The organism is Hansschlegelia beijingensis, from assembly GCF_014196425.1.
Classification (GTDB): Bacteria; Pseudomonadota; Alphaproteobacteria; order Rhizobiales; family Methylopilaceae; genus Methylopila; species Methylopila beijingensis.
Window position 1 is genome coordinate 345,150 of the sequence record NZ_JACIDR010000001.1, and the last position, 24,894, is coordinate 370,043.

Here is a 24,894-nt window from a genome sequence, read left to right on the forward strand (position 1 = left end):
CCGCGTCGCGGCCGGTGGACGAGGAGTGCCCCTGCCAGGAGGGGATGAGGCCGCAGGCGGGGCTCGGGCGTCGCCAGCTTCTGCTGTCGGCGGCCTCCACGCTGGGCGCGACGGCGCTCGCGGCCGGCGCGGCGAGGGCGGCTGAATCCGCGCCTCCGGGTTCCGTGCATTACGACGTGCCGGAAGATCCCACCAAGGAACAGGGCCGGCCGCTGCTCGCCGACGGCGGCTACGGGACGCGCTCCCAGTTCGAGACCGAGGTGCGGTCCAAGGCCAACAACCCGACCGACCTGACGTCCTGGACCTTCACGCCGCTCGCAGCCCAGATCGGCAATCTCACGCCCTCGGGCCTGCATTTCGAGCGCCATCACGGCGGCATTCCGACGATCGATCCCGCCCGTCACGAACTGGTCGTGCACGGCATGGTCGGGACGGCCAAGAAGTTCTCTGTCGCCGATCTCAAGCGGATGCCGTCCGTCACTCGGAAGCACTTCATCGAGTGCTCGGGCAACACGCTGACCGAATGGGCCAAGCCCACCGCCAAGAACGTGCAGGTCACGCATGGCCTGCTCAGCACCTCGGAATGGACGGGCGTGCTGTTCTCGACGCTGGCGCGCGAGGTCGGGCTCAAGGAGGCCGCGCTTTGGGTGCTGGCGGAGGGCGCCGACGCCGCGGTGATGACGCGCAGCGTGCCGCTCGAGAAGCTGCTGTCGGACGGCATGATCGCCTACGGCCAGAACGGCGAGGCGCTGCGCCCCGAGCAGGGGTACCCGCTGCGCCTGCTGCTGCCCGGCTATGAGGGCAACACGCACATCAAATGGCTGCGGCGGCTGCAGGTCAGCGACCGGCCGTTCATGACCCGGGAGGAGACCTCGAAATACACCGACCTGATGCCGGACGGCCGCGCCAAGCTGTTCACGCTGCAGATGGGCGCGAAGTCCGTGATCACTTTCCCGTCGGCGGACATGATGCTGCCGAAGCCCGGGCTCTACGAGATCAAGGGGATCGCCTGGTCGGGGCGCGGCCGGGTCCAGTCCGTCGAGGTTTCGACCGACGCGGGCAAGACCTGGCGGCCGGCCAACATCGAGAACGTCGCGGAGCCGATGTGCACCGTGCGCTTCAACTGCCCGTGGGCCTGGGACGGACAGGCGGCGACACTGCAGAGCCGGTGCGTCGACGAGACCGGCTATGTGCAGCCCACGCGCGAGGAACTCGTCCGGCTGCGGGGCCTGAATTCTGTCTACCACTACAACGCGATCCAGAGCTGGGCGGTCGCCGCCGACGGAGGGGTCAGCAATGTCCACGCTTAAGTTCGGCCTCGCCGCGCTCGCGCTCTCGCTCGGCGCCTCCGCCGCCTTCGCCGAGACGCTGGAGGTGGGCGCGCCGGCGTCCGACCAGGACCTTGCGCGATACTTCGCCATCCAGCCGGACGGGGAGGGGCTTCCGCCCGGCAGCGGAACGGTGTCGGCGGGCGCGAAGGTCTACGGGGAGCGATGCGCCGCCTGCCACGGCGACAAGCTCCAGGGCGTCCCGGCGGCGGGCGGAGCGCCGCTCGTCGGGGGGCGCGGCACCCTGTCGTCGGCCAAGCCGGTGAAGACCGTCGAGAGCTACTGGCCCTACGCCTCGACGCTCTACGACTTTGTCTGGCGCGCCATGCCGTTCGACCAGCCGGGTTCGCTGTCGCCCGACGAGGTCTACGCCGTGACGGCCTACGTGCTCGCGAAGGGCGGCGTCATCCCCGAGGACGCCACCCTGGACGCCAGCAGCCTGCCCAAGGTCGAGATGCCGAACGCCAAGGGCTTCTACGACGGGCGGGGGCCGGACCTGCCGCTCTACAACGCCGGGCGCTGACGCCGGGCCGGCGGGACGGCGAGGCTTCACTGCCTCGCCGTCTCGCGATCGTCCCCTGCCATATCCGGAGCTTCGCTCAGGACTGCGGCTTGATCTTCAGCTGGTCGATGGCCCAGAGCCATTCGCCGCCCGCCTGGCGGCGCGCGACCTCCGCCGAAATCGCGCCATTGGGCAGGCGGGCGAACGTCATGGCCGTGTCGCCGTTGCGCAGCGTCGGCAGCTGCTCTGGCGCGGGGAAGCTTTTTCGCCGCTCGAGCAGGGCGGCGTAGAATTTGCGGATCTCCGCGTGGCCGGTGGCCACGATCTCGCCCGCGGCCAGAACGGCTTCGGGCTCGTAGAGGGCGACGAGACCCTCGACGTCGCCTTCGTTGGCGCGGGCGATGAAGAGGCGGGCGAGATCGTCCGGGTCCCGTGCGGCCTCGCGTTCGGCAGTGGTCATCTGCTGGCTCCTTCTTGAGGCGAAGGCGAGCGGCGGGCCCTCAGGTCAGCAGCCGCCCTTCGCGATCGCGCACCACGACGCTCACCGGAACGCCGGTCTGGACGCTTTCGGACACGGTGCAGAAGCGCTGGAACTGGGAGATCGCGCTATCCGCCCGAGGCATCTGGTCCGCCGACGCCCCAAGCGTGATCGCGACGTCGATGCCCTCCACCCGCAGCCGGTTCTCGGCGTTCCGCGCGACCCGGCACGACGCCTCGGCCTGCACGTCGCCCGCATCCTGCTTGTACTTGCCCAACGCGAAGACCAGGCTCGCGCACAGGCAGTTCGCAACGCTCGCGACCAGCAACTGCTCCGGGTGCGGCCCGGCGTCGTCGCCGATCGGCGCGGCCTCGTCGACCAGCAGATCCGGGATGGCGGCGCCGAAGTCGACCATGAAGCGATAGCCGTCGATCTGGCGAATCCGGATTCGCGCTTCGGTCGTCATGGATGATCCCGGGCTGATGCTGCGGCGACGTTCGGGGCTAGCCACGGCGCGGGAAGGGCCGCAGCCGCGGGCCTCGGCCGGCCGGAAGCGGCCCGCTGTTCGTGACCCCGCCGGAGTATGGAGCGCAGGGCGCCGGCGGCAACCGCCGGCCTCAGCGGCCTTGACTTCAAGCCGAAGCTGGCATACCAAATACCACATATAACAGCGCGCAAAGTCACACAAAGTGACGCGCAGTCGGAGACCCAAAAGCGGCTCCGGCAAAAGGAGGAAACAGTAGATGACGAAACAGCGTCCTATTTGCGACTGAAGCCGGCTACCGAACGAGTTTCTCTCGTCTTGAACAGCCGTTGAACGATCTGGCGCCGGTCTTGGCGACCCGTGTCCTGCCTGCGCACCCGGACCTCCATGTCAGGAGCGGGCTGATCGGAGGATTTATGTCGCAGAACGTGGATCTGGAGCAGTTGGTGGCCGCAGTCGGCGACGCGATCGTCGTGTCGGACCGCGACGGCCGCATCACGCTCTGGAACCCCGCCGCGGAACGGATGTTCGGCTTCACCGAGGCCGAGGCCGTCGGGCAGTCGCTCGATCTGATCACGCCCGAACGGCATCGCGCGCGACACTGGCGCGGCTACGCCAGGACGGCCGAGACCGGCAAGACCAAGTACGGGCACGAGCTCCTGAAGGTGCCGGCGATCGGCAAGGATGGCCGGTCGCTGTCGATCGCCTTCACGGTCTCCCTCCTGTTCGACGCTGATCGCCGGGTCACGGGCGTCGCCGCGGTGATCCGCGACGAGACCGCCCGGTGGAGCGAGGAGCGGGAGCTTCGCAAGCGGCTCGCCGCGCTCGAAGCCGCCCAATCCGCGAGGCAGGAGGCTGAGCCACAGGTTTCCCCCGCGTGAGGCGGACGCGCCGAGGACGTTTCGGCGCACAATCGCAAGTCAGTCAACAGAAATCACGATCCAAAGATCGAAAGGGAGCACCACATGAGCAAGCCGCTCGAGGGCATCAAGATCATCGACTTCACGCATGTGCAGGCGGGTCCTGCCTGCACCCAGCTGCTGGCGTGGTTCGGCGCTGACGTGATCAAGGTCGAGCGCCCCGGCGCCGGCGACGTCACGCGCTCGCAGCTCCGCCACGTCGAAGACGCCGACGCGCTGTACTTCACGATGCTGAACTCCAACAAGCGCTCGCTGACGCTCGACACCAAGACTCCCGAGGGCAAGGAAGTCCTCGAGAAGCTGATCCGTGAATCGGACGTGATGGTCGAGAACTTCGGCCCCGGCGCGCTCGACCGCATGGGCTTCTCCTGGGCGCGCATCCAGGAGCTCAACCCGGGCATGATCCTCGCCTCGGTGAAGGGCTTCTCGGACGGCCACCACTACGAGGACCTGAAGGTCTACGAGAACGTCGCGCAGTGCGCGGGCGGCGCCGCGTCGACCACCGGCTTCTGGGACGGCCCCCCCACCGTTTCGGGCGCGGCGCTCGGCGACAGCAACACCGGCATGCATCTCGCGATCGGCATCCTCACGGCGCTGCATCAGAAGAACAAGACCGGCAAGGGCCAGAAGGTCGCCGTGTCCATGCAGGACTCGGTGCTCAACCTCTGCCGCGTCAAGCTGCGTGACCAGCAGCGCCTCGACGCCCTCGGCTATCTCGAGGAGTACCCGCAGTATCCGCACGGCGAGTTCTCCGACGTGGTGCCGCGCGGCGGCAACGCCGGCGGCGGCGGCCAGCCGGGCTGGGTGCTGAAGTGCAAGGGCTGGGAGACCGATCCCAACGCCTACATCTACTTCACCATCCAGGGTCACGCCTGGGCCCCGATCTGCAAGGCGCTCGGCAAGGAAGAGTGGATCGACGATCCGGCCTACAACACCGCCCGCGCCCGCCAGGACAAGATCATGGACATCTTCGCCACGATCGAGGAATGGCTCGCCGACAAGACCAAGTTCGAGGCGGTCGACATCCTGCGCAAGTTCGACATCCCCTGCGCGCCGGTGCTGTCGATGAAGGAGATCGCGAACGACGAGTCGCTCCGCAAGAGCGGCACGGTCGTCGAGGTCGATCATCCCAAGCTCGGCAAGTATCTGACCGTCGGCAGCCCGATCAAGTTCTCGGACATGGAGGTCGACGTGAAGGCTTCCCCGCTGCTCGGCGAGCACACCGACGAAGTGCTGCGCGACCTCGGCTACACCGAGCAGCAGATCGAGATGCTGCACCAGGCCCGCGCGGTCTGATCGCCGCCCGTCAACTTACCTGACGGCATGGCGGCGCGTTCCAACGCGCCGCCATTTTCTTTTCCCGGCCTCGTCCTGTGAGGCGTGCGCCATCCAAAACGGGGCCTCATGATCGACCCCCACCTGGCCGGCCGGCTCGACTTCGCCCACCGGCTGCCGACCCTGCCGCCGCTGCCTCCCGGTCGGAACGCCCTGGGGCTGTTCGACCAGCGCGACGCGGTGCTCTACGTGCCCGAGGGGATCGACGCGCGCCGGCCGACGCCGCTGGTGACGCTGTTCCACGGCGGCGGCGGCCACGCGGCCAAGATCCTGCCGATGCTGGAGGAGCACGCCGCGCGGCGGCGCTTCCTGCTGCTCGCGCCGCAATCGCTGTTTCCGACCTGGGACCTGGTGATCGCCGGCCATGGGCCGGACCGCGAGCGGCTGGACGCCGCCCTCGGGGCGGTCGCCGCGCGATTCCTCCTGGACCCGAGCCGCTTCGTGTTCGCGGGCCACTCCGACGGCGGCAGCTACGCCCTGTCGCTCGGCCTCGCCAACGGGGCGTTCGTCAGCCATCTGGTGATCTCGTCGGCCGGCTTCATGTCGGTGCATCTTCAGACCGGCGCGCCGAAGATCTTCATCTCGCACGGCACGCGCGACGAGCAGATCCCGATCGAGCGCAGCGCCCGGGTCCACGCCGCGAGGCTGACCGAGGCGGGCTACGACGTCTCCTATGTCGAGTATGCCGGACCGCACGCCTGGCAGCCGACGGTGGTCTCGCAGGCCGTGGACTTCTTCATGGCGCCGACGGCCGCCGTCTCGGTGGCCCAGTCCTGACGCCTTCCCGCCGGGCGCCGCCGCGTCCGGCCTGCCTCAACGCCTGATCCGGAAATCTGGAGCGCGCGGCGGCTGCTGCGGCTGCCCGGCCGCGCCGGGCTCCGGCCCACAGGACAAAAAAAAACCGGCGGGCTTGCGCCCGCCGGGGTTCGGATGCCGTGAGGAGGGGAGCCCAGGGCGTCCGTCGTCAGGGTTACTTCTTGCGGACGACCACGCTCTGCGGGTTGAGGCTGCCGATGTTGCCGCTCTCGCTGCCGGCCGCCGGGTCGATCACCGCGTTGATGAGCGTCGGGCGGCCGGAGTCCATCGCCTCGTCGACGGCGCGCTTCAGCTCGTCCGGCGTCGTCACGTGGACGCCGACGCCGCCGAAGGCCTCCATCATCTTGTCGTAGCGCGAGTCCTTCACGAACACGGTCGTGCCGGGGTCGCGGCCGGTCGGGTCCATGTCGGTGCCGCGATAGATGCCGTTGTTGTTGAAGATCACGATGCACACCGGGAGGTTGTACCGGCAGATCGTCTCGACCTCCATGCCTGAGAACCCGAAGGCCGAGTCGCCCTCGACCGCCAGGACGGGCTTGCCGGTCTCGATCGCGGCCGCGATCGCGAAGCCCATGCCGATGCCCATCACGCCCCAGGTGCCGACGTCCAGGCGCTTGCGCGGCTGGTACATGTCGATGATGCCGCGGGCGAGATCGAGCGTGTTGGCGCCCTCGTTGACGAGGATCGCGTCCGGCCGCTCCTTGATGACCTGCTTCAGGGCGCCGAGCGCGGTGTGGAAGCACATCGGCGAGGAGTTCTTGCCGAGCTTCGCCGCCATCTTGGAGATGTTGGCGTCCTTCTTGGCCTTGATGGTCTCGGTCCACTCGGCGGGCACGCCCGGCCAGCTGGAGTCGATCCCGGCGAGCAGCGCGGAGACCACGGAGCCGATATCGCCCACGAGCGGCGCGGCGATCTCGACGTTGGAGTCCATCTCCTTCGGCTCGATGTCGATCTGGATGAACTTCTTGGAGCCCGGCTCGCCCCACTGCTTGCCCTTGCCGTGGCTGAGCAGCCAGTTCAGGCGCGCGCCGACCAGCACCACGACGTCGGAGTCCTTGAGCACCGTCGAGCGGGCGGCGCCCGCCGAGAGCGGGTGGTTGTCGGGCAGGAGGCCCTTCGCCATGCTCATCGGAATGTAGGGGATGCCGCTCTTCTCGACGAACTGGCGGATCTCGTCGTCAGCCTGGGCGTAGGCGGCGCCCTTGCCGAGAACGATCAGCGGGCGCTTGGCGCTCTTGAGCAGGTCCATGGCGCGCTTGACGGCCGAGGGGGCCGGCAGCTGGGCCGGGGCCGGGTCGATGACCTTAACCAGGGAACGCTCGCCCTTGGCGGCGTCGAGCACCTGGGAGAACAGCTTCGCCGGCAGATCGAGATAGACGCCGCCCGGACGGCCCGAAACCGCGGCGCGGATGGCGCGCGCGACGCCGATGCCGATGTCCTCGGCGTGAAGCACGCGGAACGCCGCCTTGCAGAGCGGCTTGGCGATCGCGAGCTGGTCCATCTCCTCATAGTCGCCCTGCTGCAGGTCGACGATCTCGCGCTCCGAGGAGCCCGAGATGAGGATCATCGGGAAGCAGTTGGTGGTGGCGTTGGCGAGGGCGGTGAGGCCGTTGAGGAAGCCCGGAGCGGACACCGTCAGGCAGACGCCCGGCTTCTTGGTCAGGAAGCCCGCGATCGCGGCCGCGTTGCCGGCGTTCTGCTCATGGCGGAACGACACCACGCGGATGCCTTCAGCCTGCGCCATGCGGCCGAGATCGGTGATCGGAATGCCCGGCACGCCATAGATCGTCTCGATGCCGTTCAGCTTCAGCGCGTCGATGACGAGGTGAAAGCCGTCCGTCAGCTCCTGGGGAGCGTCGGCTTCGGCCATGCTGACGTCGGCGGTCGTGGAGTTGATCAGCTGCGCTACTGCGGACATTTGCTTCCTCCGGAGAATTCTTGGCTGTTCATCCAGCCGTTGTTGCTAGGCGCCTGGCGTGTGGGGCACGTGACGTTGCGACCGCTTCAGAGCTCGAACAGGGCGCGCCGGCTGGCCGGGCGCTGGATCTGCGGCGAGGGGCGGCGCGCCGCGCCGTCTCCGCGGGCCATCGAACAGAACCGTGCTGCTGGCGGCGTCAGCCTCGTGGCTGTCATGGGCCGTCTCCTCGATCCCTTCGCGCCGCCGCCGGTTGACCGGTCTCTGGAATGACGCGTCTTATTTAGTTTTCCTGAGCCCGAAGCGGCCTCTCTTCAGGAGACCAAGTATCCGACCCTCAGTCGCGCCCTCATCCGGTCTCCAACGAAAGTCGTGGAGCGCATATGGACGTGTTTCAGCGCGTCAGTACGTTGTCCAGAACACTGGCATGCCAGATGCCAAGCGTCAATACGATCTTCGATCGACCCATTGCCAAATGCGCGCGTCGGCCCATTGCGGCCGGGGCGATTTCGTCGGACGCCGGGGGCCACGAGCGGCGAAACCTCGTGGGGCGGCGCCCGGCCTCTTCCGACCAGAGAACGCCGCTGGCGCGACCCGTTCCGCGGCCCCGGAGTCCCGGGCGCCCGCCCGTCAGTCCGCCTCGGACGGCGGCTGTTTGGGAGGGGCGATCACCGAGATCGCGCGGGGCAGCAGCCGGAAGGTCGCCGGCGTCTTGGTGACGATCTCGCCGTCGGCGTTGACCGAGCGGGGGCGACGCGTGCGGATCTCGAATTCGTGGCCGGACATCGCCCGCACCTCGCTCCACGCGCCGTGCTCGCCCGCGCGGAAAGAGCGGAGCATGAGCGCGAGCCGCCAGGCCCGCGAGAACTCCAGGCTGTAGAGATCGAGCCGGCCGTCGTCGATCTCGGCGTCCTGCTCGATCACGTTGCCGCCGCCATAATAGCGCCCGTTGCCGATCGCGACCTGCAGGGTCAGCGCCCGGCACGTCCTGTCCGCGCTGCGGATGCGGACCCGGAAAGGCCTGGCGCGGGCCAGCACCTTGAGCGCCGTGATCAGATAGCCGAGCTTGCCGAAGCGCTGCTTGATCTCGCTGGTCAGCGACTTGGCGAGTTCGGCGCTCAGGCCGATGCTCGCGACGTTGAAGAACAGCCGGCCGTTGACCTCGCCGAGGTCGATCTGGCGGACCTCGCCTTCCGCGATGATGCGGCACGCCTCCGGAATGTCGGCCGGAATGTCGAGCGTGCGCGCGAGATCGTTGGCGGTGCCGGTCGGCACGAGGCCGAGCGGCCGCCCGGCGTCCACGACGCCGCGCGCCGCGGCGTTCATGCTGCCGTCGCCGCCGCCGACCACGATCACGTCGTAGGCGGGTCCCTCCCGCGCGATCAGGGCCGAGGTCTTGTCGGGCGTGTCGCAGTCGAGGGGGGTGACGGCGAAGCCGCGGCCCTCCAGCTCTTCCCGAATCTGCTTGGCTGCCGCCTCGCCGCTACGGCTTTTGGCGTTTACGACGAGCAACGCGCGACGCATGAACGGTCGGCTCCCCAATGACTCTCGCCGACTATCTAGCGCGCCGCGCGTCCGTGGCGCTGTCTTTCGACATGCCCGCCGCCACTTCTCGGCCGCGGGCTTCAGGAGGGCGACCGGAGCGAAGAGAACGGCGTCTGCGCGAGGCCATCGCGCTCTCGACCTCGTCGCGTCATCCGCACGAAGGCCCGCGGGCGGCGAAAAGCCGCCGCCCGCTTCCTTTCAGAAAAACCCCGTGAGCGGCACGCGCTCGCCCGAGATCAGGTGCTGGCCGACGCCGCGCGCCTTATAGGCGGCGGGGTTGTGGGTCGCGAGCGTGCGGGCGTTCCGCCAGTGCCGGTCGAGATTGGCGCCTCGCCTCGTCGAGCTCGCGCCCCCGACGTCGAAGATGCGTGAGCCTGAGCGGATCGCGAGTTCATCGACGATCACCTTGGCCTTGGCAGCCGCGAGCGCGCCCTCATGGGCCGCTTCGAGATCCGGCGCACCGTCGACACGGCTCTCGACCGCGCGGTCGAGAGCCTCGGCCGCCGCGAGCACCGCCGCCTCGGCCGCGAAGGCCGCGCTCGCGATCTCGCCGACAGCCTGCTGCAGGATCGGGTCGTCGGCCGGCTTCTCGGCCGGCGCGAAGGAGAAGGAGCGGGCGCGGCGCTTCACCAGCGCGGCCGCGTCGGCGGCGGCGGAGCGGATGATCCCGGCGACGATCGAGGTGAGGAACAGCTGCTGGAAAGAGCCGTGATAGGGGCGGTCGTAGGCGAGGCCGCGGCTCTCGTCGTCGAACACCGCCTCGTCCCGTGCGACGGCCGCGTTCTCGAAGATCGTGGAGCCGGTGCCCGTGAGGCGTTGCCCGAAGCCGTCCCAGTCGTCGACGCGCGTGACGCCCTCGCGGTCGACCGGGATGACCACGGTCACGAAGCGGCCCGCGAGGTCCTGCGCGCGCACCGTGACGTAGTCGGCGAACAGCGTGCCGGTGCTGAAATACTTGGTCCCGTTCAGCACGTAGCCGTCGCCGCTGGGGCTGAGCCTGGTGTCGAAGTCCACGCCGCCGACGCTCCGGTTGTTGAGCTCGGTCATGGCGAGACCGACGATCTCTCCGCCGGCGACCAGCCGCGCCCAGCGCCGATGCGCGCCGCCCGGCGCCGGCTGGCAGAAGCGCTCCACGAAGCCGAAATGGTTGCGCAGGATCTGCGCCACGTTCGGGTCGGCCTCGCCGAGCGCGATGACGGTCGCGAACACCTCGCGCAGCGAGGCGCCGCCGCCGCCTTCGTCCTTCGGCACGCGAAGCGCGCCGAGCCGCGCGCGGCGGACGAGCTCCACCTGCTCGAACGGCAGGATGCGCTTGGCGTCGCGTTCGGAGGCCCCCTGGGCGATTCCAGCGAGCAGGGCCTTCAGCTCCGGAGAGCCGAGGCGCGGGATGGCCGGTCCCTTGAACCGGATGGCCGGGGCGATAGCGTTCATCGGATCCTCTTCGGGCGACAGGCGGGGGCGCGTTCGTTCCGCGACCCGCGCGTACGCGCAGGCCGCGGCGGCGGTCAGGGCGGAAGCGCCTGCGGAGATCAGACCTTCGCCAGCAGCTCGCTGACGGTGACCTTCTCGGGCAGCACCTTGCGCTCGACCAGCCAGTCCGCCGCGTTCTGCAGCCGGGCCACGAAGTCCTGGTCGGTGACCGGATAGATCTCGTAGCGACGCTTCAGCTTGAGGAAGTTCTCGCGCACGACGTCGCCGTAGCGGGGCGGCGCGCCCTGCGCGATCTTCTCGGCGTCCTCGGGGCTCGCGCTCGCCCAGTCGGCCTCTGCCTTGAAGGCGGCGTTCACGGCGCGGACGATGTCGGCGTTCTCCTCCGCGAACTGACGGCGCGTGAGCCAGGTCGTGAAGTCGATCTGGAAGTCGAGGTCGCGCTCTTCGATGAAGACGTCGTGCGCCTTGTATTCGACGCGCGCGATGTCGACCCCGGGGCTCCACATCGACCACGCGTCGACCTTGCCGGAAGCGAGCGCGGGCGCGGCGTCCGGCGGGTTCAGATAGACGAACTTCACCTGGCTGCGGTCGAGACCGTTCTTCTCGAGCGCGGCGACGAGCAGAAACTCGCCAAGCCCGGAGCGGTTGACCGCGACCGACTTGCCCACGAGGTCCTTCACGCTGTCGATGCCGGAGCCGTCCCGGGCGATGATCGCCGTCGTGCGCGGCCGGTAGATCAGGAACTGGGTGAACACGAGCGGGGAGCCGGCGATGATCGCCGCCAGCGCGGGCGTCGTGGAGCCGCCGAACGAGAAGTCGGCGCTGTTTCCGGTCACGGCCTGCAGAGTCGGGGCATGGTTCGGGAAGGGGCCAACCCACTCGACCTTGAGGCCCTGGTCGGCGAGCGTCTTCTCGAACGCGCCGCGTTCCTTGGCGATCAGCGTCAGCCCTCCGGACGGGCCGAAGGTCAGCCGCACCTTGTCGGTGTTGCGGGAGAGCGCCGCCCCCGGCTTCAGCCCGAGCGCGACTGCGCCGGAGGTTGCGGCGGCGGCCGCGAGGAGGGAGCGGCGCGACAGTTTCTTGAACGAGGGCATGTCGGGACTCGGTTTGCGACTCAGAGGGTGTTGAGAGAGGGCGCCGGGCGATGCGCGGCGCCGCGGGGGCCGGGCGCCACGCCCAGCTGCGCGAGCAGCTCTTCGCGCAGGCCGGGATGCGGCTCGCCGTCGAGCCTGCGCTCGAAGGCGATCGCGCCTCCGCGCATCACGAGAATCCGGTCGGCGAGGCCGATCGCCTCGTCGACGTCATGGGTGACGAGCAGCACGCCAGGGCGATGGCGGGCGACCAGCTCCTTGACCAGCGCCTGCATCTTGAGGCGGGTCAGCGCGTCGAGGGCCGCGAACGGCTCGTCGAGCAGCAGCAGTTCCGGCTGCTGCACCAGAGCGCGGGCGAGCGCGACTCGCTGCGCCTGTCCGCCCGACAGGTTGCGCGGCCAGTCGTCGAGCCGCTGGCCGAGTCCAACCTCGGCGAGCGCCGCCGCGGCGCGCTGGCGCGCGTTCTCCGCGGGCTGCCCGAGCGACACGTTGCGCCACAGGCTGTCCCAGGGAAGCAACCGGTGCTCCTGGAACACCACGGCGGGCTTGCCGGGGGCCTGGATGCTGCCGCCGTCGATCGGATCGAGGCCGGAGAGCGCGCGCAGCAGGGTGGTCTTGCCGCAGCCGCTTTCGCCGAGCAGGGCGACGAACTCGCCGCGGTCGATCACGAGGTCGAGCCCGTCGATGACCGTGCGCTCGCCGTAGCGGCGGACGAGGCGCCGGACGATGACGGCGGCGCTCATCGACCGCCGCCCCCGAAGTTCGGGTGCCAGCGCAACAGCCGCCGCTCGAGCAGCCGCGCGATCCAGTCCGAGCCCGCGCCGATCAGAGCGTAGATCACGATCGTCAGCACGATCACGTCGGTGCGCAGGAACTCGCGCGCGTCCATGGCGAGGAAGCCGAGCCCCGCCTGCGCGCCGACGGTCTCGGCCACCACGAGCGCGAGCCAGGCGACCGCGAGCGCGTAGCGCAGGCCGGTCAGGATCGAGGGCAGGGCGCCGGGCAGCACGATCCGACGGATCGTGGTCCAGTGCGACAGGCCCTGGACGCGGCCGAGCTCCAGCAGCTTCGGATCGACCTGCCGGATGCCGAGCACGGTGTTCACGTAGATCGGGAACAGCACGCCGAGCGAAACGAGGAAGATCTTCTGTCCCTCGCCGACGCCGAACCAGATGATGGTCAGCGGCAGCGCGGCCAGGAACGGCACGGCGCGCACCATCTGCACGCTCCGGTCGATCGCGGCCTCCGCGACGCGCGAGAAGCCGACCGCCACCCCGAGCGTGAAGCCGAGTAGCCCGCCGATGGCGAAGCCGGTCGCCGCGCGGGCGAGACTGACGGCGAGATCGTTGAACAGGCCGCCCGTGGAGGCGAGCCTGACCGCGGTCGCGGCCACCTTGCTCGGCGCTGGAAGGATCTGCGGCGCGACATAGCCGGAGCGGCAGAGCGTCTCCCAGACGACGAGCAGGATCAGCGGCGCCGCCCAGGAGAGCGCGAACAGCCACGATCCGGAGGGAGCCCGGCGCGGCGCGCGGGGCTTTGCGAGCGGCGCGCTCGCCGGCGCGAAGCCGCCCGTCGGGTGGATCTCGGCGACGCTCATTTCGCCCCCGAGAGCAGAGGGGCGAGCGGCGCCGCCCTGCCGACCCGCGGGAAGACTTCCTCGGCGAAGCGTCGCATTTCGGCGCGCAGCGGCTGGAACTGGAGCATGAACAGCTCCACGCCGGCCTGATGGAACGCCCAGATGCGCTCGGCGACCTGATCGTAGGAGCCGACGAGCCCGGCCGCGGTGCCGCCATTGGTGCCCACGAAGGCGTGCTTCGCCATCGTCTGCAGCATCACGACCTTGCTGTCGGCGTGCGCCCGCTGCGCCGCCTTGTCAGGCCGGTCCAGTTCGGCGAGCGCGACCAGTCGGCGGTGCTCCGCCTGGGCCTCGGCCTCGGTCTCCCGCGCGATCACGAAGGCCGCCAGCCCGAAGCGCAGCCCGGCGCCGCGGCGCGGCCGAGCCTTCGCGTCCTGGATCAGGGTCGCCACCGCGGGAAGCGGCTGGCCGTTGATGAACCAGACGTCGCTCTGCGCCGCCGCGAGGTCCCGCGCCGGCTCCGACTCCCCGCCCAGATAGATGCGCGGACGGGGACGGAAGCGCCCCGCGGGCGCCAGCCTGTAGCCCTCGACCGTGAAGTGCCTGCCGCGATGGTCGACCGTCTCGCCTCGCAGAAGCCGCTCGACGATCCACAGCCATTCGGCGCCGTAGGCGTAGCGTTCGTCATGCTCGAGGAAGGGGAGGCCGGCCCTTTCGAACTCCGCCCTGTTCCAGGCGTTGACGAGGTTCAGGGCGAAGCGGCCCCGCGAAATCTCCTCGATCTGCAGCGCCATCTTGGCGAGCACGACCGGATGGTAGAGCGCTGGCTTGATGGCCGCGATGATCTCGATCCGGCTCGTCAGCGCCGCAAGCGCGGCGGAGGAAGCCCAGGCCTCCAGCTGGTCGCGCTCCGCGAAGCGCGGGTTGGCCGTGTGCTGCGCGACGAGCGTGGAGTCGTAGCCGAGCGCCTCGGCCTCCAGCACCGTCGCGCGGTTGTGCTCCCACGAGGCGTCATAGGGTTCGGCCGGATCCTGCGCGGCCGCGCGGGGCCCGTGCACCGGGGCCCAGATTCCGAAGCGGATGAACGACATGAAAGCTCCCAGACCTGCGATCTGGGGCGCAGTCTAGAAGCAGCTCCGGTCATCAGTCTATAAAAAATATCGAAATAGTGGATTTGCTTTCGTGGCTGCAGCCGAGGCTCCTTGAGACTGCTGGCGCCGAGCCGGCGCGCTTTTGCGAACGCCGGAGAACTCCTGGCGCCTGAGATCGCGGAACGGAGGCATCGGAGCGTCGTTGCTTCCCGAAAGGAGTACGCATGGCTGAGCCGCGTGGCGTCCCTGATCACTGAAGATCCGGCCACTGGCGCGCGCCGCCCTCCGGGCGGGGTGGCGCGGTCGCAGGATGGCGGCTGCCCTGCGGGCGCGTCCCGGCTCAGCATCGACTTGTCCGAAGGACAGGTTTTGGCCGGCTACGAAGCCGGGAGCGGCCCGGACGCGGTGCTCATCCACGGAACGATCGTCACCTCCGAGGACATGGGCGCGAGCCTTCTTGGCCCCTTCGCCCGCCGCTTTCGCACCGTCGCGTTCGACCGGCCGGGGCATGGGGCCAGCACCCGCCCGCCCGGGCAGGGGGCTCTCTCCCAGCAGGCGAGGTTCGTGCGGGAGGGGATGGATCGGCTCGGGCTGCGGCGACCGGTTCTGGTCGGACACTCCATAGGCGGCTCGCTCGCGCTTCAGCTCGCTCTCGCCGCGCCCGAGCGCTATGCGGGCGTGGTCGTGATCGGTCCGCTGGTTTTCCCCGAGCCGCGGCTCGGGCCGGTTCTGTTCGGCCCCCGCGCGCTGGCGCGTCTGGGCGGCAATCGGGCGGGCCTGGGCGGGCCGGGCCTCGACGCCGCCTCCCTGCCGCTGCTCTGGCGCGCGATCTTCCTTCCGCAGCATGCGCCTGCGGAGTTCAGGCGGCGAATGGCTTTCGAAGCGGTCGGGAGCGACGCCGGCATCGCCTCGGTTGGAGAGGATTCCCTGGCGATCTGGAGCGATCTCACGCTCAACCTCTTCAGATACCGGAAGCTGATCTGCCCGGTCGAGATCGTGTGCGGCGAGATCGACATCGTCGTGAACCCCGCGCTGCACGGCCGCGCGCTCCGACGGCTGCTGCCGCGGGCGAGCTTCACCTCGGTCCCCGGCGTCGGCCACATGGCCCACCACTTTGAGCCCAGGCTCATCCTGGAGAAGGCGCTGCAGGTAAGCGCAGCGGCGGCGCCGAGGCCCGTGGCGGCGCGTTGACGCCTGGCTTCGCAGAGAAGGCCGCCACGGCGCGCGGAGCCGGGCTTTCCGCGCGCTTTCGTCAAATTGGGCTCGTCCCGGGAATCGGGAACAAGTGCCGCCCTCGCGGCGTTACGGCCGCAGGCCGGGCGTCTTCGCCCCGGCACAGGAGCGAATACGTATGATTGATCTGACCATCAACGGCCAACCGCGGCGCTATGAGGGCGACCCGGCCATGCCGCTGCTTTGGTATTTGCGCGACGAGCTCGGCCTTACCGGAACAAAATTCGGCTGCGGGATCGCGGCGTGCGGCGCCTGCACGATTCACCTCGACGGCAAAGCCGCCAGAGGGTGCGTCACGCCGGTGTCGGCCGCGGCCGGCAAGAAGGTCACCACGATCGAGGGGCTGTCTCCCGACGGGAACCATCCGGTCCAGGTGGCGTGGAGGGAGCTCAACGTCTCCCAATGCGGTTACTGCCAGCCCGGCCAGATGATGCAGGCGGCCTCGCTGCTCAACGAGAAGCCGCAGCCGAGCGATGACGACATCGATCAGGAAATGTATGGCAATCTCTGCCGCTGCGGGACCTATCCGCGCATCCGGAACGCGATAAAGCACGCGGCCAAGAGCGTGCGGCCATGACGGTGGCGCGGAACCCGGGCGTGTCGGTCGAGGCCGCGCGAAGCGCTCTCAATCCCGACGTCAGCCGCCGCGCCGCCCTCGGCGGCGCGCTCGCGTTGATCATCTCCGCATCCCTGCCGTCGGGCGTGCTCGCCAAGGAAGACGAGCCGCTGAAGTTCGGACGGGACGCCATGCCGAACGGCTGGCGGGACGATCCCCGCGTCTTCGTGGCGATCGACCCCGAGGGGATCGTCACGGTCACCTGCCACCGCTCCGAGATGGGCCAGGGCGTGCGCACCTCCATCGCCATGGTGGTCGCCGAGGAGTTGGGCGCAGACTGGTCGAAGGTCCGCGTCGCCCAGGCGTGGGGCGATGAAACCGTCTTCGGGAACCAGGACACGGACGGGTCGCGCTCGCTCCGTCACTTCTTCATGCCGCTGCGCCGGGCCGGCGCGGCGGCCCGGACGATGCTCGAGCAGGCGGCTGCGGCCGAATGGGGCGTGCCGGCGAGCGAGGTGGTCGCGGGAGACCAGATGGTCCGGCACGAGCCCTCGGGCCGGAAGGAGAACTGGGGCCGGTTCGCCGAGCGTGCGTCGAAGCTTCCGCTGCCCGATCCGGCCTCGCTCAAGCTCCGGGCGCCGGCCGACTTCCGCTACATCGGAAAGGGCGAAATCGGGTTGATCGACAACCACGATTTCACCACGGGCAAGGCGAATTACGGGATCGACGTGCGTCTCGATGGACTGCTCTATGCAGTCATCGCGCGGCCCCCCGTGTTCCGCGGCCGGGTCAGGAAGTTCGACGCCTCCGCCGCCATGAAGGTGCCGGGCGTTCTCAAGGTCTTCGAGATCGAGCCGTCCCCGCCGCCGACCGAGTTCAACCCGTTGGGCGGGGTGGCGGTCGTCGCGCGCAACACCTGGGCGGCGATCAAGGGGCGCGAGGCGCTGAAGATCGAGTGGGACGACGGCCCGAACGCGTCCTACGACTCGGCGGCGTTCCGGACCGCGCTCGAGGAATCGGCCCGCAAGCCCGGCAAGACGGTTCGCGCCGACGGCGACGTGGACGCGGCCTTCGCCGCCGCCAAGCAGCGTGTGACGGCCGAGTACTACGTCCCGCACCTGGCCCAGGCGCCCATGGAGCCCCCGGTCGCGACGGCTCGCGCCACCGACACGTCCTGCGAGGTCTGGACCTGCACCCAGGCGCCGCAGGCGACGCGCGCCAATCTCGCCAAGCGCCTCGGCCTCAAGCTGGACGACGTCCGGGTGAACGTGACGCTTCTGGGCGGCGGCTTCGGGCGCAAGTCCAAGCCGGACTACGTGGTGGAGGCGGCGCTGTGCAGCCGGGCGATGGACGGCGCCCCGGTGAAGCTCACATGGACACGCGAAGACGACATCAGCCACAGCTACTACCACACCGTCTCCGTCGAGCGGATCGAGGCCGCGCTTGACGAACGCGGCTTCCCGACCGCCTGGCTCCACCGCAGCGTGGCCCCGACGATCGGGTCCACCTATGTCGAGGGAGCCAAGAACGAACTTCCGTTCGAGCTCGGCATGGGGCTCGTGAACCTGCCGTTCGCGATCCCGAACATCCGGATCGAGAACCCCGAAGCGCCTGCGCATGTGAGGATCGGCTGGTTCCGGTCGGTGTCGAACATTCCGCACGCCTTCGCGATCCAGTCGTTCGCCGCCGAGCTCGCGCACGCCGCCGGGCGGGACCCGAAGGAGTATCTGCTCGAACTCATCGGCCCGGACCGAATCCTGGACGCGGCGGCGCTGGGCGATGTCTGGAACTACGGCGAGGACCCGGCCGTCTATCGCCTCGATACGGGGCGGCTGAAGCGGACGATCGAGGCGGCGGCCGCCGGCGTCGGCTGGGGGCGCAAGCTCGGCGAGGGCAGGGGCCTCGGCATCGCCGGCCACTACAGCTTCGTGACCTACACGGCGGTCGCGGCCGAGGTCGAGGTCAAGGACGGCGAGATTGCTGTCCGGCAGGTCGACATAGCGGTCGACTGCGGTCCTCAGGTGAACCCGGAACGGATCCGCTCCCAGATGGAGGGCGCCGTCATCATGGGGATGGGCCTCGGGCTCAGCGCCGAGATCACCTTCAAGGATGGCCGCTCCGAGCAGCGAAACTTCGACGGCTACGACCTGACCCGCATCGACGCCTCGCCGAAGATCCTGAACGTCCACCTGCTGCCGTCGGGCGACTATGACGGTCCGCTCGGGGGCGTCGGAGAACCTGGGGTTCCCCCGGTCGCGCCGGCGATCGCCAACGCCGTGTTCGCGGCGACGGGCAAGCGCATCCGCGGGCTTCCGCTCAACAAGCATTTTGGAGCGTGAGGTCATGAAGATGCGTCGATACGCCTACGCGCTCGCGGCCTGCGCCGCGATCTCCGCCTCATCCGCTTCGGCTCAGCCCTGCCAGGACAGGATCGCCGCGCTGGAGCCGCGCCTCGTCGACGAGGGGCGGGAGGCGATCTCCGCGTCCACCAGCGGCAAGGAGACGGGCGCCCGCCGGGAGGCCAAGGCCGTGGACGGGAGGTCTTCGGCCGCAGGGGGCGCCGAAACCCAGGGAGAGCGCGCGGCTGAAGAGGCCGCGGGCGGAGGGGACGGGGTCCTGCAGGCCAAGGCCCGGCTGAACGAGGCCCGGATCGCGTCGCGGGACGGCGACGAGAACCGCTGCGCCGAATTGGTGACGGAAGCCGAGCGGCTGCTTGAACCTCGGCCCTAGCCTGAACCCCGCCAAGATCGCCGAGGGACCGGTCGTCATGCGGGCGACCGGTCCCAGCCTTGCCGCCGGCGGCCAGACGCCCGCCTCCCGATGAGACGCCGCGCCCGGGTCGCCTTCGGCGTCATGGGCAGGGCGGCCGTCGCCCTCGCGTTCCTCGCCCTTTCCGCGTGGACTTGCCTGGCCCTGTGGCATCAGGCGGGGGACGACGACCGCTGGCGTCTGGCGGCGGTCGTCGCCTGGGCCGCGCTTCTCGTGTTCCTGGCCCGGTTCGCGTGGCGCCGGACGAGGCTCGGCCTCATCCTGATCGCGGCGGCCTTCGCGGCCTTCGGCGCCTGGTGGCTGTCGATCGAGCCCCGGCTGGACCGCGACTGGGCGCCGGACGTCGCGCGGACCGTCACTGGGCGCATCGAGGGCGATGTGGCCACCCTGGAGAACGTCAGGGACTTCGCGTGGCGCGACGCCTCCGACGCCGAAGAGCGGTGGAAGACCGAGCGATACGACCTGTCCGAGCTGAGGGAGACCGACGTCATCCTCTCCTACTGGGGCACGGAGGCGATCGCCCACACGCTGGTGAGCTTCGGGTTCTCGGACGGCCGGCGCGTCGTGTTCTCGATCGAGATACGCCGCGAGACGCACGAGCAGTTTTCTTCCCTCGCGGGCTTCTTCAAGACCTATGAGCTGGCGCTCATCGCAGCCGAGGAGCGGGACATCCTGTACCTGCGCACCAACGCCCGGGGCGAGCGCGCCTACCTCTATCCGCTGAGGCTGCCGAAACCGGCGGCGGCGGCCCTGTTCCGGAGCTATGTGGAGACCGGCGACGCCCTGGCCCGGGAGCCCGAATTCTACAACACCCTCACGGCCAACTGCACCACCGTGGCGTTCGATCTCGCCCGTCTGATCGAGCCGGGAATTCCGTCGGACTGGCGCATTCTCCTATCCGGGTATCTGCCGGGCTACCTGGCCGATCAGGGCGTGCTGCTGTGGAACATGCCCCTGGAGGCGCTGCGGCGACGGGCGGAGATCAGCACGAAGGCGAAGGCCGCGCCGCCCGGCGCCGACTATTCCGAGGCGATCCGCCGTGAGCCCTGACCAGAGGCTTTCGCCTGAGGCGGCGCCGGTCGAGCCATACGACAGCGCCGCGGGGCTTCGTCGGAGCACAACCCCGCCTAGATGATCTGGCCGCGGCCGGCGCCTGAGGGCGTCAGCTGCGCTCGACCTTTCCATCCCTCTGTCCGGAGCAGACATGTGCGCGCATTGATCGTCGTCGCCCACCCCGATCCGGGCTCACTGACGCACGCCGTCGCGACGATCATCGCGAACGCCGTGAAGGGGGCGGGCCCGGGCCATGCGGCGAGCATCGCCGACCTCGCGGCGGAAGGCTTCGACCCGCGGCACAAGGCGGACGATCTGGCCTTCTTCAGAGGGGAGGCCAGCGCTCCGGCCGACGTTCTGGCCGAGCAGGCGCGGATCGACCGCGCGGACGCCCTCGTCCTGGTGTTTCCCGTCCACTGGTGGTCGATGCCCGCGCAGTTGAAGGGCTGGATCGACCGCGTGTTCACCGGCGGCTGGGCCTTCAACGAGCGGCCCGACGGGTCGATCGAGAAGATGCTGGGACGCCTCGCCGTCCATCTGGTCGCCATCGGCGGGGCCGATGAGGGCGTCTACGACCGGCACGGCTACGCCGAGGCCATGCGGACGCAGATAGACCACGGCGTCTTCGGCTATTGCGGCGCTCGCGTCCTGAGCTCGGACCTGCTCACCCCTTCAGACGCGCCGTTCCCGCGCGCGGCTCTGGACCGTGCGGAAAGCATCGGTCGAGCCGTCGTGGCCGGTTGAGGCCTGACTAGTCGGGCCCCCCAGACCGGGGCGCGCGATGCCAAGAGAGTGATGGTGCCGCGTGCAGGGATCGAACCCGCGACCCCCTGATTACAAATCAGGTGCTCTACCAACTGAGCTAACGCGGCGGATCTTCGTTCTGTCTGGCTCTCGCTCCGAACACGCCTGACGGCGCGTCCGGAGCTTTTTGCAGCGACAGGCGGCCGATCACAAGAGCGTCGGCCGTATGTCGCGTCAGGCGAGCGCCGTGCGGCGCGCCGTGACGAGGTTCACCGCCACCGCGACGCCCACGTTCAGCGCGAGCGCCACCAGCCCGATATAGACCGTGACGCCGGCGGGGCCGCCGAACGGCAGCGCCTGCAGCGGCTTCAGGCCCTCCGGTCCCCAGGCCATCCAGCTGCCGCTCGCGAAGCCCACCGCCCAGCCGGCCAGCAGCCCGGGGGCGCGGAACCAGCTGGTGTAGAGGCCGAACACCAGCGCCGGCAGGGTCTGCAGGATCCAGATGCCGCCGAGCAGCTGCAGGTCGAGCGCGAACTTGGTGGGCAGGTAGACGATCACCAGCAGCGCCCCGACCTTGACCACCAGCGAGGTGATCTTGGCGACGGCGGCCTCGCCCGCAGGCGTGACCTGCGGATTGACGTAGGCCTTCCAGAAGTTGCGGGTGAAGAGGTTCGCGGCGCCGATCGACATGACGGCCGCCGGGACCAGCGCGCCGATGCCGATCGCCGCATAGGCGAAGCCCGCGAACCAGCCGGAGAACAGCGTGTCGAACAGCGCCGGCACGATGTCGTTGTTGGTGGCGACCTTGATGCCGGCGGCATGGCCCATATAGCCCAGCATGGCGATCAGCCCGAGCAGCAGCGTGTAGGCCGGCAGCAGCACCGCGTTCTTTCGGATCGTGTTGGCGCTGTTGGAGGCGAAGATGCCGGTCAGCGTGTGCGGATACATGAAGGCCGCGAGCGCCGAGCCGAACGCCAGCGTGGCGTAGGCCGCCATCTGGTTTCCGCCGAGCAGCAGCCCGCCCTTGCCGGCGGCCGCGAAATCCGCCCCCGCCTTGTCGAACACGGCGCCGTAGCCGCCGAGCTTCATCGGCACCACGACGACCGCCACGATCACCACGATGTAGATCATGATGTCCTTGACGAAGGCGATCAGCGCGGGGGCCCGGAGGCCCGAGGAGTAGGTGTAGAAGGCGAGGATCAGGAAGGCGGTCGTGAGCGGGACATTGTGGATCGGCCCGAGCGAGATGCCCGCCAGACCGAGCGCCTTGATCACGGCCTCCATGCCGATCAGCTGGAGCGCGATGTAGGGCATCGTCGCGACGACGCCCGTGATCGCCACGACGAGCTCCAGCGCGCGCGAGCCGTACTTGCCGTGCACGATGTCGCCGGCCGTGACGTAGTTCATCCCCTTGGCCTTCTTCCACAGCAGCGGCATCACGAGGAAGACGAACGGATAGACCACGATCGTGTAGGGCAGGGCGAAGAAGCCGTAGGCGCCGACCGCATAGACCAGCGCCGGCACCGCGATCACCGTGTAGGCGGTGTAGAAGTCGCCGCCGACCAGGAACCAGGTGATCCAGGTGCCGAAGTTGCGGCCGCCGAGGCCCCATTCGTCGATATGGGCGAGCGTTTCCGGCTTCCGCCAGTGCGCCGCCACGAAGCCCATCAGGGTGACGAGCAGGAAGAAGAACAGGAAGACGGCGAGCGCGGGATAGTTGAGCGTCGGCGTCCAGACCGCCGGAGCGGCCGCCGGATCAGTCGTCATCGCGCACGCTCCGATAGGCGACGTACGTCAGGAGCGCGGTGATCGGCACGAAGGCGAGCTGGTACCAGTAGAAGAACGGGAAGCCCCACAGCCTCGGCTCGAGGTGGTTGTAGAAGGCCGGGTAGAGCAGCCCGACATAGGGAATGATCAGCAGCCACAAGGCTGCGCGCGGCTTCCGACGGTCCATCCTTACCTCCCAGCCGATAACGAAGTTGTGATAGCGGTTTGGGGAGTCGGCGCGGCCCGTCAAGTCGCGGCGCTCGGGCGGGGCCTCCTGGCGGGTCGCGGGAGACGTTCCGTCGCCAGTCTTTGCCGTCCGGCCGGCCGCGCGGCCCGCTGACGTCGCGCGGCCGCTTCTTCTGCGATCTCCGGCGCGTCCCATGCGGTCAAGGGCATGGCGCCGCTCCATGGCGGCGAACTTCTGCATGCGGCGTTGCAGGGCGAACTTCGCATCGACGCACTCGAGCGCGCGGCCGCGCGCGAGACCCGCGCTTTCGAAGAATTCTTCGAGCAGAAGAGCGTCGTTAAACTGAAATAAACGGCGGATCGCGCCTTTTAGTAGAATTGTTCCCGCCGGACACGTCCTCCATGCGTATCAGCACCAAGATCTTCGCCCTTGTGGGCTCGCTCGGCCTCGTGGCCGCGACGCTGACCGGTGTCGGCCTCTACTCGCTCTCAAGCTTGCGGACCGCTTTCGTCGCCGCCCAGCACGCCGACACGGAAGCGCTGAACGGCGAGCGGCTCAACCGGCTCGTCACCGCGACCGTGATGGACGCGCGCGGCATCTACGCGGCCGAGGACTCGGCGAGCGCGAAGCCCTTCGGGGCGGGCGTGATGGCCTCGCTCGACGCGATCGACGAACTGCTGAACCGGTGGCGGGCGATCGTTGACGAGCAGGACCGCGAGCTGTTCGAGGCCGTGGCCCGGGACGTGGCCCGGTTCCGGGAGTTCCGCACCGAGACCGTGCGCCTCGCCGCGGAGGTTTCGCCGCGCGCCGCCAACGAGCAGGGCAACAACGAGGCGAACCGCTCCAACCGGAAGGCGTTCCAGGCCAGCATCGACGCCCTGACGCGAAGGAACCTCGACCAGCAGCGGGCGATCAACGCCGCCGAGGAGGAGCTTTACGCCCGAACAATCACGCTTCTTCTTCTGCTGTCGATCGGCGGCGTGGCCGGCGCCCTTGCGCTGTCCTTCTTCGTGGCCCAGCGCACGATCGTGCGGCCGCTGCGCGGCGTGACGGGCGCGATCCAGCGGCTCGCCGCCGGCGACTACCGCCTCCCGGCGGTGAAGGAGAGCGCGGACGAGATCGGAGACATCTGGCGCAGCATGCGCGTGTTCGCGGCCGCGATGGAGGAGGCGGAGACGCTGCGCGCCCGGCAGGCGGAGGCCGACAGCCAGCGCGCCGCGGGCCGCCGCAGCGAGATGAACGGGCTCGCCCGCACGTTCGAGGGCAGCGTCGGCGAACTGGTGCAGAGCCTTTCGGCGGCCGCGCAGGAGATGGAGGCGACCTCCCGCGGCCTCGCCGCCAACGCCGAGCAGACCACGCGCCAGTCGGCCGCCGCGCTGTTCGCCGCGAACGAGACCTCCGCCGCCATGCAGGCCTGCGCCGCCGCGACCGAGGAACTCGCGACCTGCGCCGAGGAGCTCGGCCGCCAGGTCGAGCGCACCTCCGGCGCGGCCTCCGAAGCCGTCAACAATGTGCGGCGCGCCCATGAGCGGGTCGACGTGCTGGTCAACGGCTCGCGCAAGATCGGCGAGATCGTGTCGCTCATCCAGAGCATCGCGGAGCAGACCAACCTGCTCGCGCTCAACGCCACGATCGAGGCGGCGCGCGCCGGAGAGGCCGGGCGCGGCTTCGCGGTCGTGGCGGCCGAGGTCAAGGATCTCGCCGGACAGACCGCGAAGGCGACGGAGGAGATCACCGCCCAGATCGGCGCCATCCAGGACGCCACCAACGGAACCGCCGGCGCGATCCAGGAGATCGCCGGCATCATCGACGACGTCCACCACATCGCGACCGAAACCTCCGCGGCGGTGGAGCAGCAGCGCGCCGCCACTCAGGAGATCGCGCGCAACGTCAGCCAGGCGGCCGCCGGCACGCAGCAGGTGAGCTCCGACGTCTCGCAGATGCAGATCGCGGCGCGCGAGGCCGGCCAGGGCGCGGTGGACGTGAACTCCGCGGCCGGCGAGCTCGCCCGCCAGTCGGCGCGTCTCGAGCAGGAGGTCGACGGCTTCCTGGTCGGCGTCCGCGCCGCCTGAG

The 24,894-nt window shown here is 69.6% G+C and carries 25 protein-coding genes and 1 tRNA gene; 13 read left to right on the forward strand and 13 right to left on the reverse strand.

All coding sequences use genetic code 11. The features are described 5' to 3' along the window. Positions 1–44 precede the first annotated feature (44 nt). The gene (soxC, locus tag GGR24_RS01595; RefSeq protein WP_183393540.1) at positions 45–1,310 is read left to right on the forward strand and encodes a sulfite dehydrogenase; all 1,266 of its coding nucleotides are present in this window, start codon (positions 45–47) and stop codon (positions 1,308–1,310) included. Next, on the forward strand, positions 1,297–1,851 hold the full coding sequence (locus GGR24_RS01600) for a c-type cytochrome (protein WP_183393541.1): 555 nt from the start codon (positions 1,297–1,299) through the stop codon (positions 1,849–1,851). The genes soxC and GGR24_RS01600 overlap by 14 nt, the downstream gene beginning before the upstream one ends. Before the next feature lie 76 nt (positions 1,852–1,927). Here GGR24_RS01600 and GGR24_RS01605 read toward each other — a convergent pair whose 3' ends face one another. Both GGR24_RS01605 and GGR24_RS01610 read right to left on the reverse strand, forming a co-directional pair. Continuing rightward, positions 1,928–2,290 (reverse strand): YybH family protein, encoded by a 363-nt coding sequence (locus GGR24_RS01605; protein ID WP_183393542.1) that lies wholly within the window; start codon positions 2,288–2,290, stop codon positions 1,928–1,930. A gap of 40 nt (positions 2,291–2,330) precedes the next feature. Then, entirely contained in the window at positions 2,331–2,774 is a 444-nt protein-coding gene (locus tag GGR24_RS01610) for an OsmC family protein (protein ID WP_183393543.1), read from the reverse strand. Between the two features lie 434 nt (positions 2,775–3,208). Here GGR24_RS01610 and GGR24_RS01615 point away from each other — a divergent pair, with 434 nt between their 5' ends. From GGR24_RS01615 to GGR24_RS01625, 3 genes are all read left to right on the forward strand, one after another. Continuing rightward, the gene (locus GGR24_RS01615; RefSeq protein WP_183393544.1) at positions 3,209–3,673 is read left to right on the forward strand and encodes a PAS domain S-box protein; all 465 of its coding nucleotides are present in this window, start codon (positions 3,209–3,211) and stop codon (positions 3,671–3,673) included. A gap of 84 nt (positions 3,674–3,757) precedes the next feature. Next, positions 3,758–5,008, forward strand: coding sequence for a formyl-CoA transferase (frc, locus tag GGR24_RS01620; protein WP_183393545.1), 1,251 nt, complete (start codon positions 3,758–3,760; stop codon positions 5,006–5,008). Between the two features lie 108 nt (positions 5,009–5,116). Continuing rightward, positions 5,117–5,824 carry an alpha/beta hydrolase gene (locus GGR24_RS01625; protein WP_183393546.1) on the forward strand — a complete coding sequence of 236 codons (708 nt, stop codon included), beginning with the start codon at positions 5,117–5,119 and terminating at the stop codon, positions 5,822–5,824. 193 nt (positions 5,825–6,017) lie between these two features. Here the strand turns inward: GGR24_RS01625 and oxc are convergent, their stop codons facing one another. The 8 genes from oxc to GGR24_RS01660 all read right to left on the reverse strand — a co-directional run bounded on the left by oxc (position 6,018) and on the right by GGR24_RS01660 (position 14,512). Next, on the reverse strand, positions 6,018–7,781 hold the full coding sequence (gene oxc, locus GGR24_RS01630; RefSeq protein ID WP_183393547.1) for an oxalyl-CoA decarboxylase: 1,764 nt from the start codon (positions 7,779–7,781) through the stop codon (positions 6,018–6,020). A gap of 86 nt (positions 7,782–7,867) precedes the next feature. Continuing rightward, positions 7,868–7,996: a hypothetical protein gene (locus GGR24_RS17735; RefSeq protein ID WP_281375280.1), complete on the reverse strand. Its 129-nt coding sequence runs from the start codon at positions 7,994–7,996 to the stop codon at positions 7,868–7,870. Between the two features lie 412 nt (positions 7,997–8,408). Next, the gene (locus GGR24_RS01635; RefSeq protein WP_183393548.1) at positions 8,409–9,302 is read right to left on the reverse strand and encodes a lipid kinase; all 894 of its coding nucleotides are present in this window, start codon (positions 9,300–9,302) and stop codon (positions 8,409–8,411) included. Between the two features lie 219 nt (positions 9,303–9,521). After that, on the reverse strand, positions 9,522–10,754 hold the full coding sequence (locus GGR24_RS01640) for an acyl-CoA dehydrogenase family protein (protein WP_183393549.1): 1,233 nt from the start codon (positions 10,752–10,754) through the stop codon (positions 9,522–9,524). A 98-nt stretch (positions 10,755–10,852) separates the two neighbouring features. Then, entirely contained in the window at positions 10,853–11,848 is a 996-nt protein-coding gene (locus GGR24_RS01645; RefSeq protein WP_183393550.1) for an NrtA/SsuA/CpmA family ABC transporter substrate-binding protein, read from the reverse strand. Positions 11,849–11,868: 20 nt separating this feature from the next. Further along, a complete protein-coding gene (locus tag GGR24_RS01650; protein ID WP_183393551.1) occupies positions 11,869–12,588 on the reverse strand; it encodes an ABC transporter ATP-binding protein in 720 nt (239 codons plus the stop codon). After that, on the reverse strand, positions 12,585–13,442 hold the full coding sequence (locus GGR24_RS01655) for an ABC transporter permease subunit (protein WP_183393552.1): 858 nt from the start codon (positions 13,440–13,442) through the stop codon (positions 12,585–12,587). Before GGR24_RS01655 ends, GGR24_RS01650 begins: the two co-directional genes overlap by 4 nt. Further along, complete coding sequence (locus GGR24_RS01660) at positions 13,439–14,512, reverse strand: LLM class flavin-dependent oxidoreductase (protein ID WP_183393553.1); 1,074 nt, start codon at positions 14,510–14,512, stop codon at positions 13,439–13,441. The genes GGR24_RS01655 and GGR24_RS01660 overlap by 4 nt, the downstream gene beginning before the upstream one ends. Before the next feature lie 369 nt (positions 14,513–14,881). Here GGR24_RS01660 and GGR24_RS01665 point away from each other — a divergent pair, with 369 nt between their 5' ends. From GGR24_RS01665 to GGR24_RS01690, 6 genes are all read left to right on the forward strand, one after another. Further along, positions 14,882–15,703: an alpha/beta fold hydrolase gene (locus tag GGR24_RS01665; protein ID WP_183393554.1), complete on the forward strand. Its 822-nt coding sequence runs from the start codon at positions 14,882–14,884 to the stop codon at positions 15,701–15,703. Between the two features lie 160 nt (positions 15,704–15,863). Then, the gene (locus GGR24_RS01670) at positions 15,864–16,322 is read left to right on the forward strand and encodes a (2Fe-2S)-binding protein (RefSeq protein ID WP_183393555.1); all 459 of its coding nucleotides are present in this window, start codon (positions 15,864–15,866) and stop codon (positions 16,320–16,322) included. Further along, positions 16,319–18,640: a molybdopterin cofactor-binding domain-containing protein gene (locus tag GGR24_RS01675; protein WP_183393556.1), complete on the forward strand. Its 2,322-nt coding sequence runs from the start codon at positions 16,319–16,321 to the stop codon at positions 18,638–18,640. The genes GGR24_RS01670 and GGR24_RS01675 overlap by 4 nt, the downstream gene beginning before the upstream one ends. 4 nt (positions 18,641–18,644) lie before the next feature. After that, on the forward strand, positions 18,645–19,031 hold the full coding sequence (locus tag GGR24_RS01680) for a hypothetical protein (RefSeq protein WP_183393557.1): 387 nt from the start codon (positions 18,645–18,647) through the stop codon (positions 19,029–19,031). A gap of 90 nt (positions 19,032–19,121) precedes the next feature. After that, complete coding sequence (locus GGR24_RS01685; protein WP_183393558.1) at positions 19,122–20,120, forward strand: Lnb N-terminal periplasmic domain-containing protein; 999 nt, start codon at positions 19,122–19,124, stop codon at positions 20,118–20,120. A gap of 156 nt (positions 20,121–20,276) precedes the next feature. After that, positions 20,277–20,867, forward strand: a complete 591-nt coding sequence (locus GGR24_RS01690; RefSeq protein WP_183393559.1) for an NAD(P)H-dependent oxidoreductase — start codon at positions 20,277–20,279, stop codon at positions 20,865–20,867. Positions 20,868–20,919: 52 nt separating this feature from the next. On the opposite strand, the gene GGR24_RS01695 is transcribed toward GGR24_RS01690, so the two are convergent. The 3 genes from GGR24_RS01695 to GGR24_RS01705 form a co-directional block, all read right to left on the reverse strand. Continuing rightward, positions 20,920–20,995 (reverse strand) — tRNA-Thr (locus GGR24_RS01695). Between the two features lie 106 nt (positions 20,996–21,101). Then, positions 21,102–22,634, reverse strand: a complete 1,533-nt coding sequence (gene mctP, locus GGR24_RS01700) for a monocarboxylate uptake permease MctP (RefSeq protein WP_183393560.1) — start codon at positions 22,632–22,634, stop codon at positions 21,102–21,104. Further along, positions 22,624–22,821 (reverse strand): DUF3311 domain-containing protein, encoded by a 198-nt coding sequence (locus tag GGR24_RS01705; RefSeq protein ID WP_183393561.1) that lies wholly within the window; start codon positions 22,819–22,821, stop codon positions 22,624–22,626. The genes mctP and GGR24_RS01705 overlap by 11 nt, the downstream gene beginning before the upstream one ends. 207 nt (positions 22,822–23,028) lie before the next feature. Here GGR24_RS01705 and GGR24_RS01710 point away from each other — a divergent pair, with 207 nt between their 5' ends. Beyond that, positions 23,029–23,172: a hypothetical protein gene (locus tag GGR24_RS01710; RefSeq protein ID WP_183393562.1), complete on the forward strand. Its 144-nt coding sequence runs from the start codon at positions 23,029–23,031 to the stop codon at positions 23,170–23,172. 50 nt (positions 23,173–23,222) lie between these two features. Next, the gene (locus GGR24_RS01715; RefSeq protein ID WP_183393563.1) at positions 23,223–24,893 is read left to right on the forward strand and encodes a methyl-accepting chemotaxis protein; all 1,671 of its coding nucleotides are present in this window, start codon (positions 23,223–23,225) and stop codon (positions 24,891–24,893) included. Position 24,894: the final 1 nt, after the last annotated feature.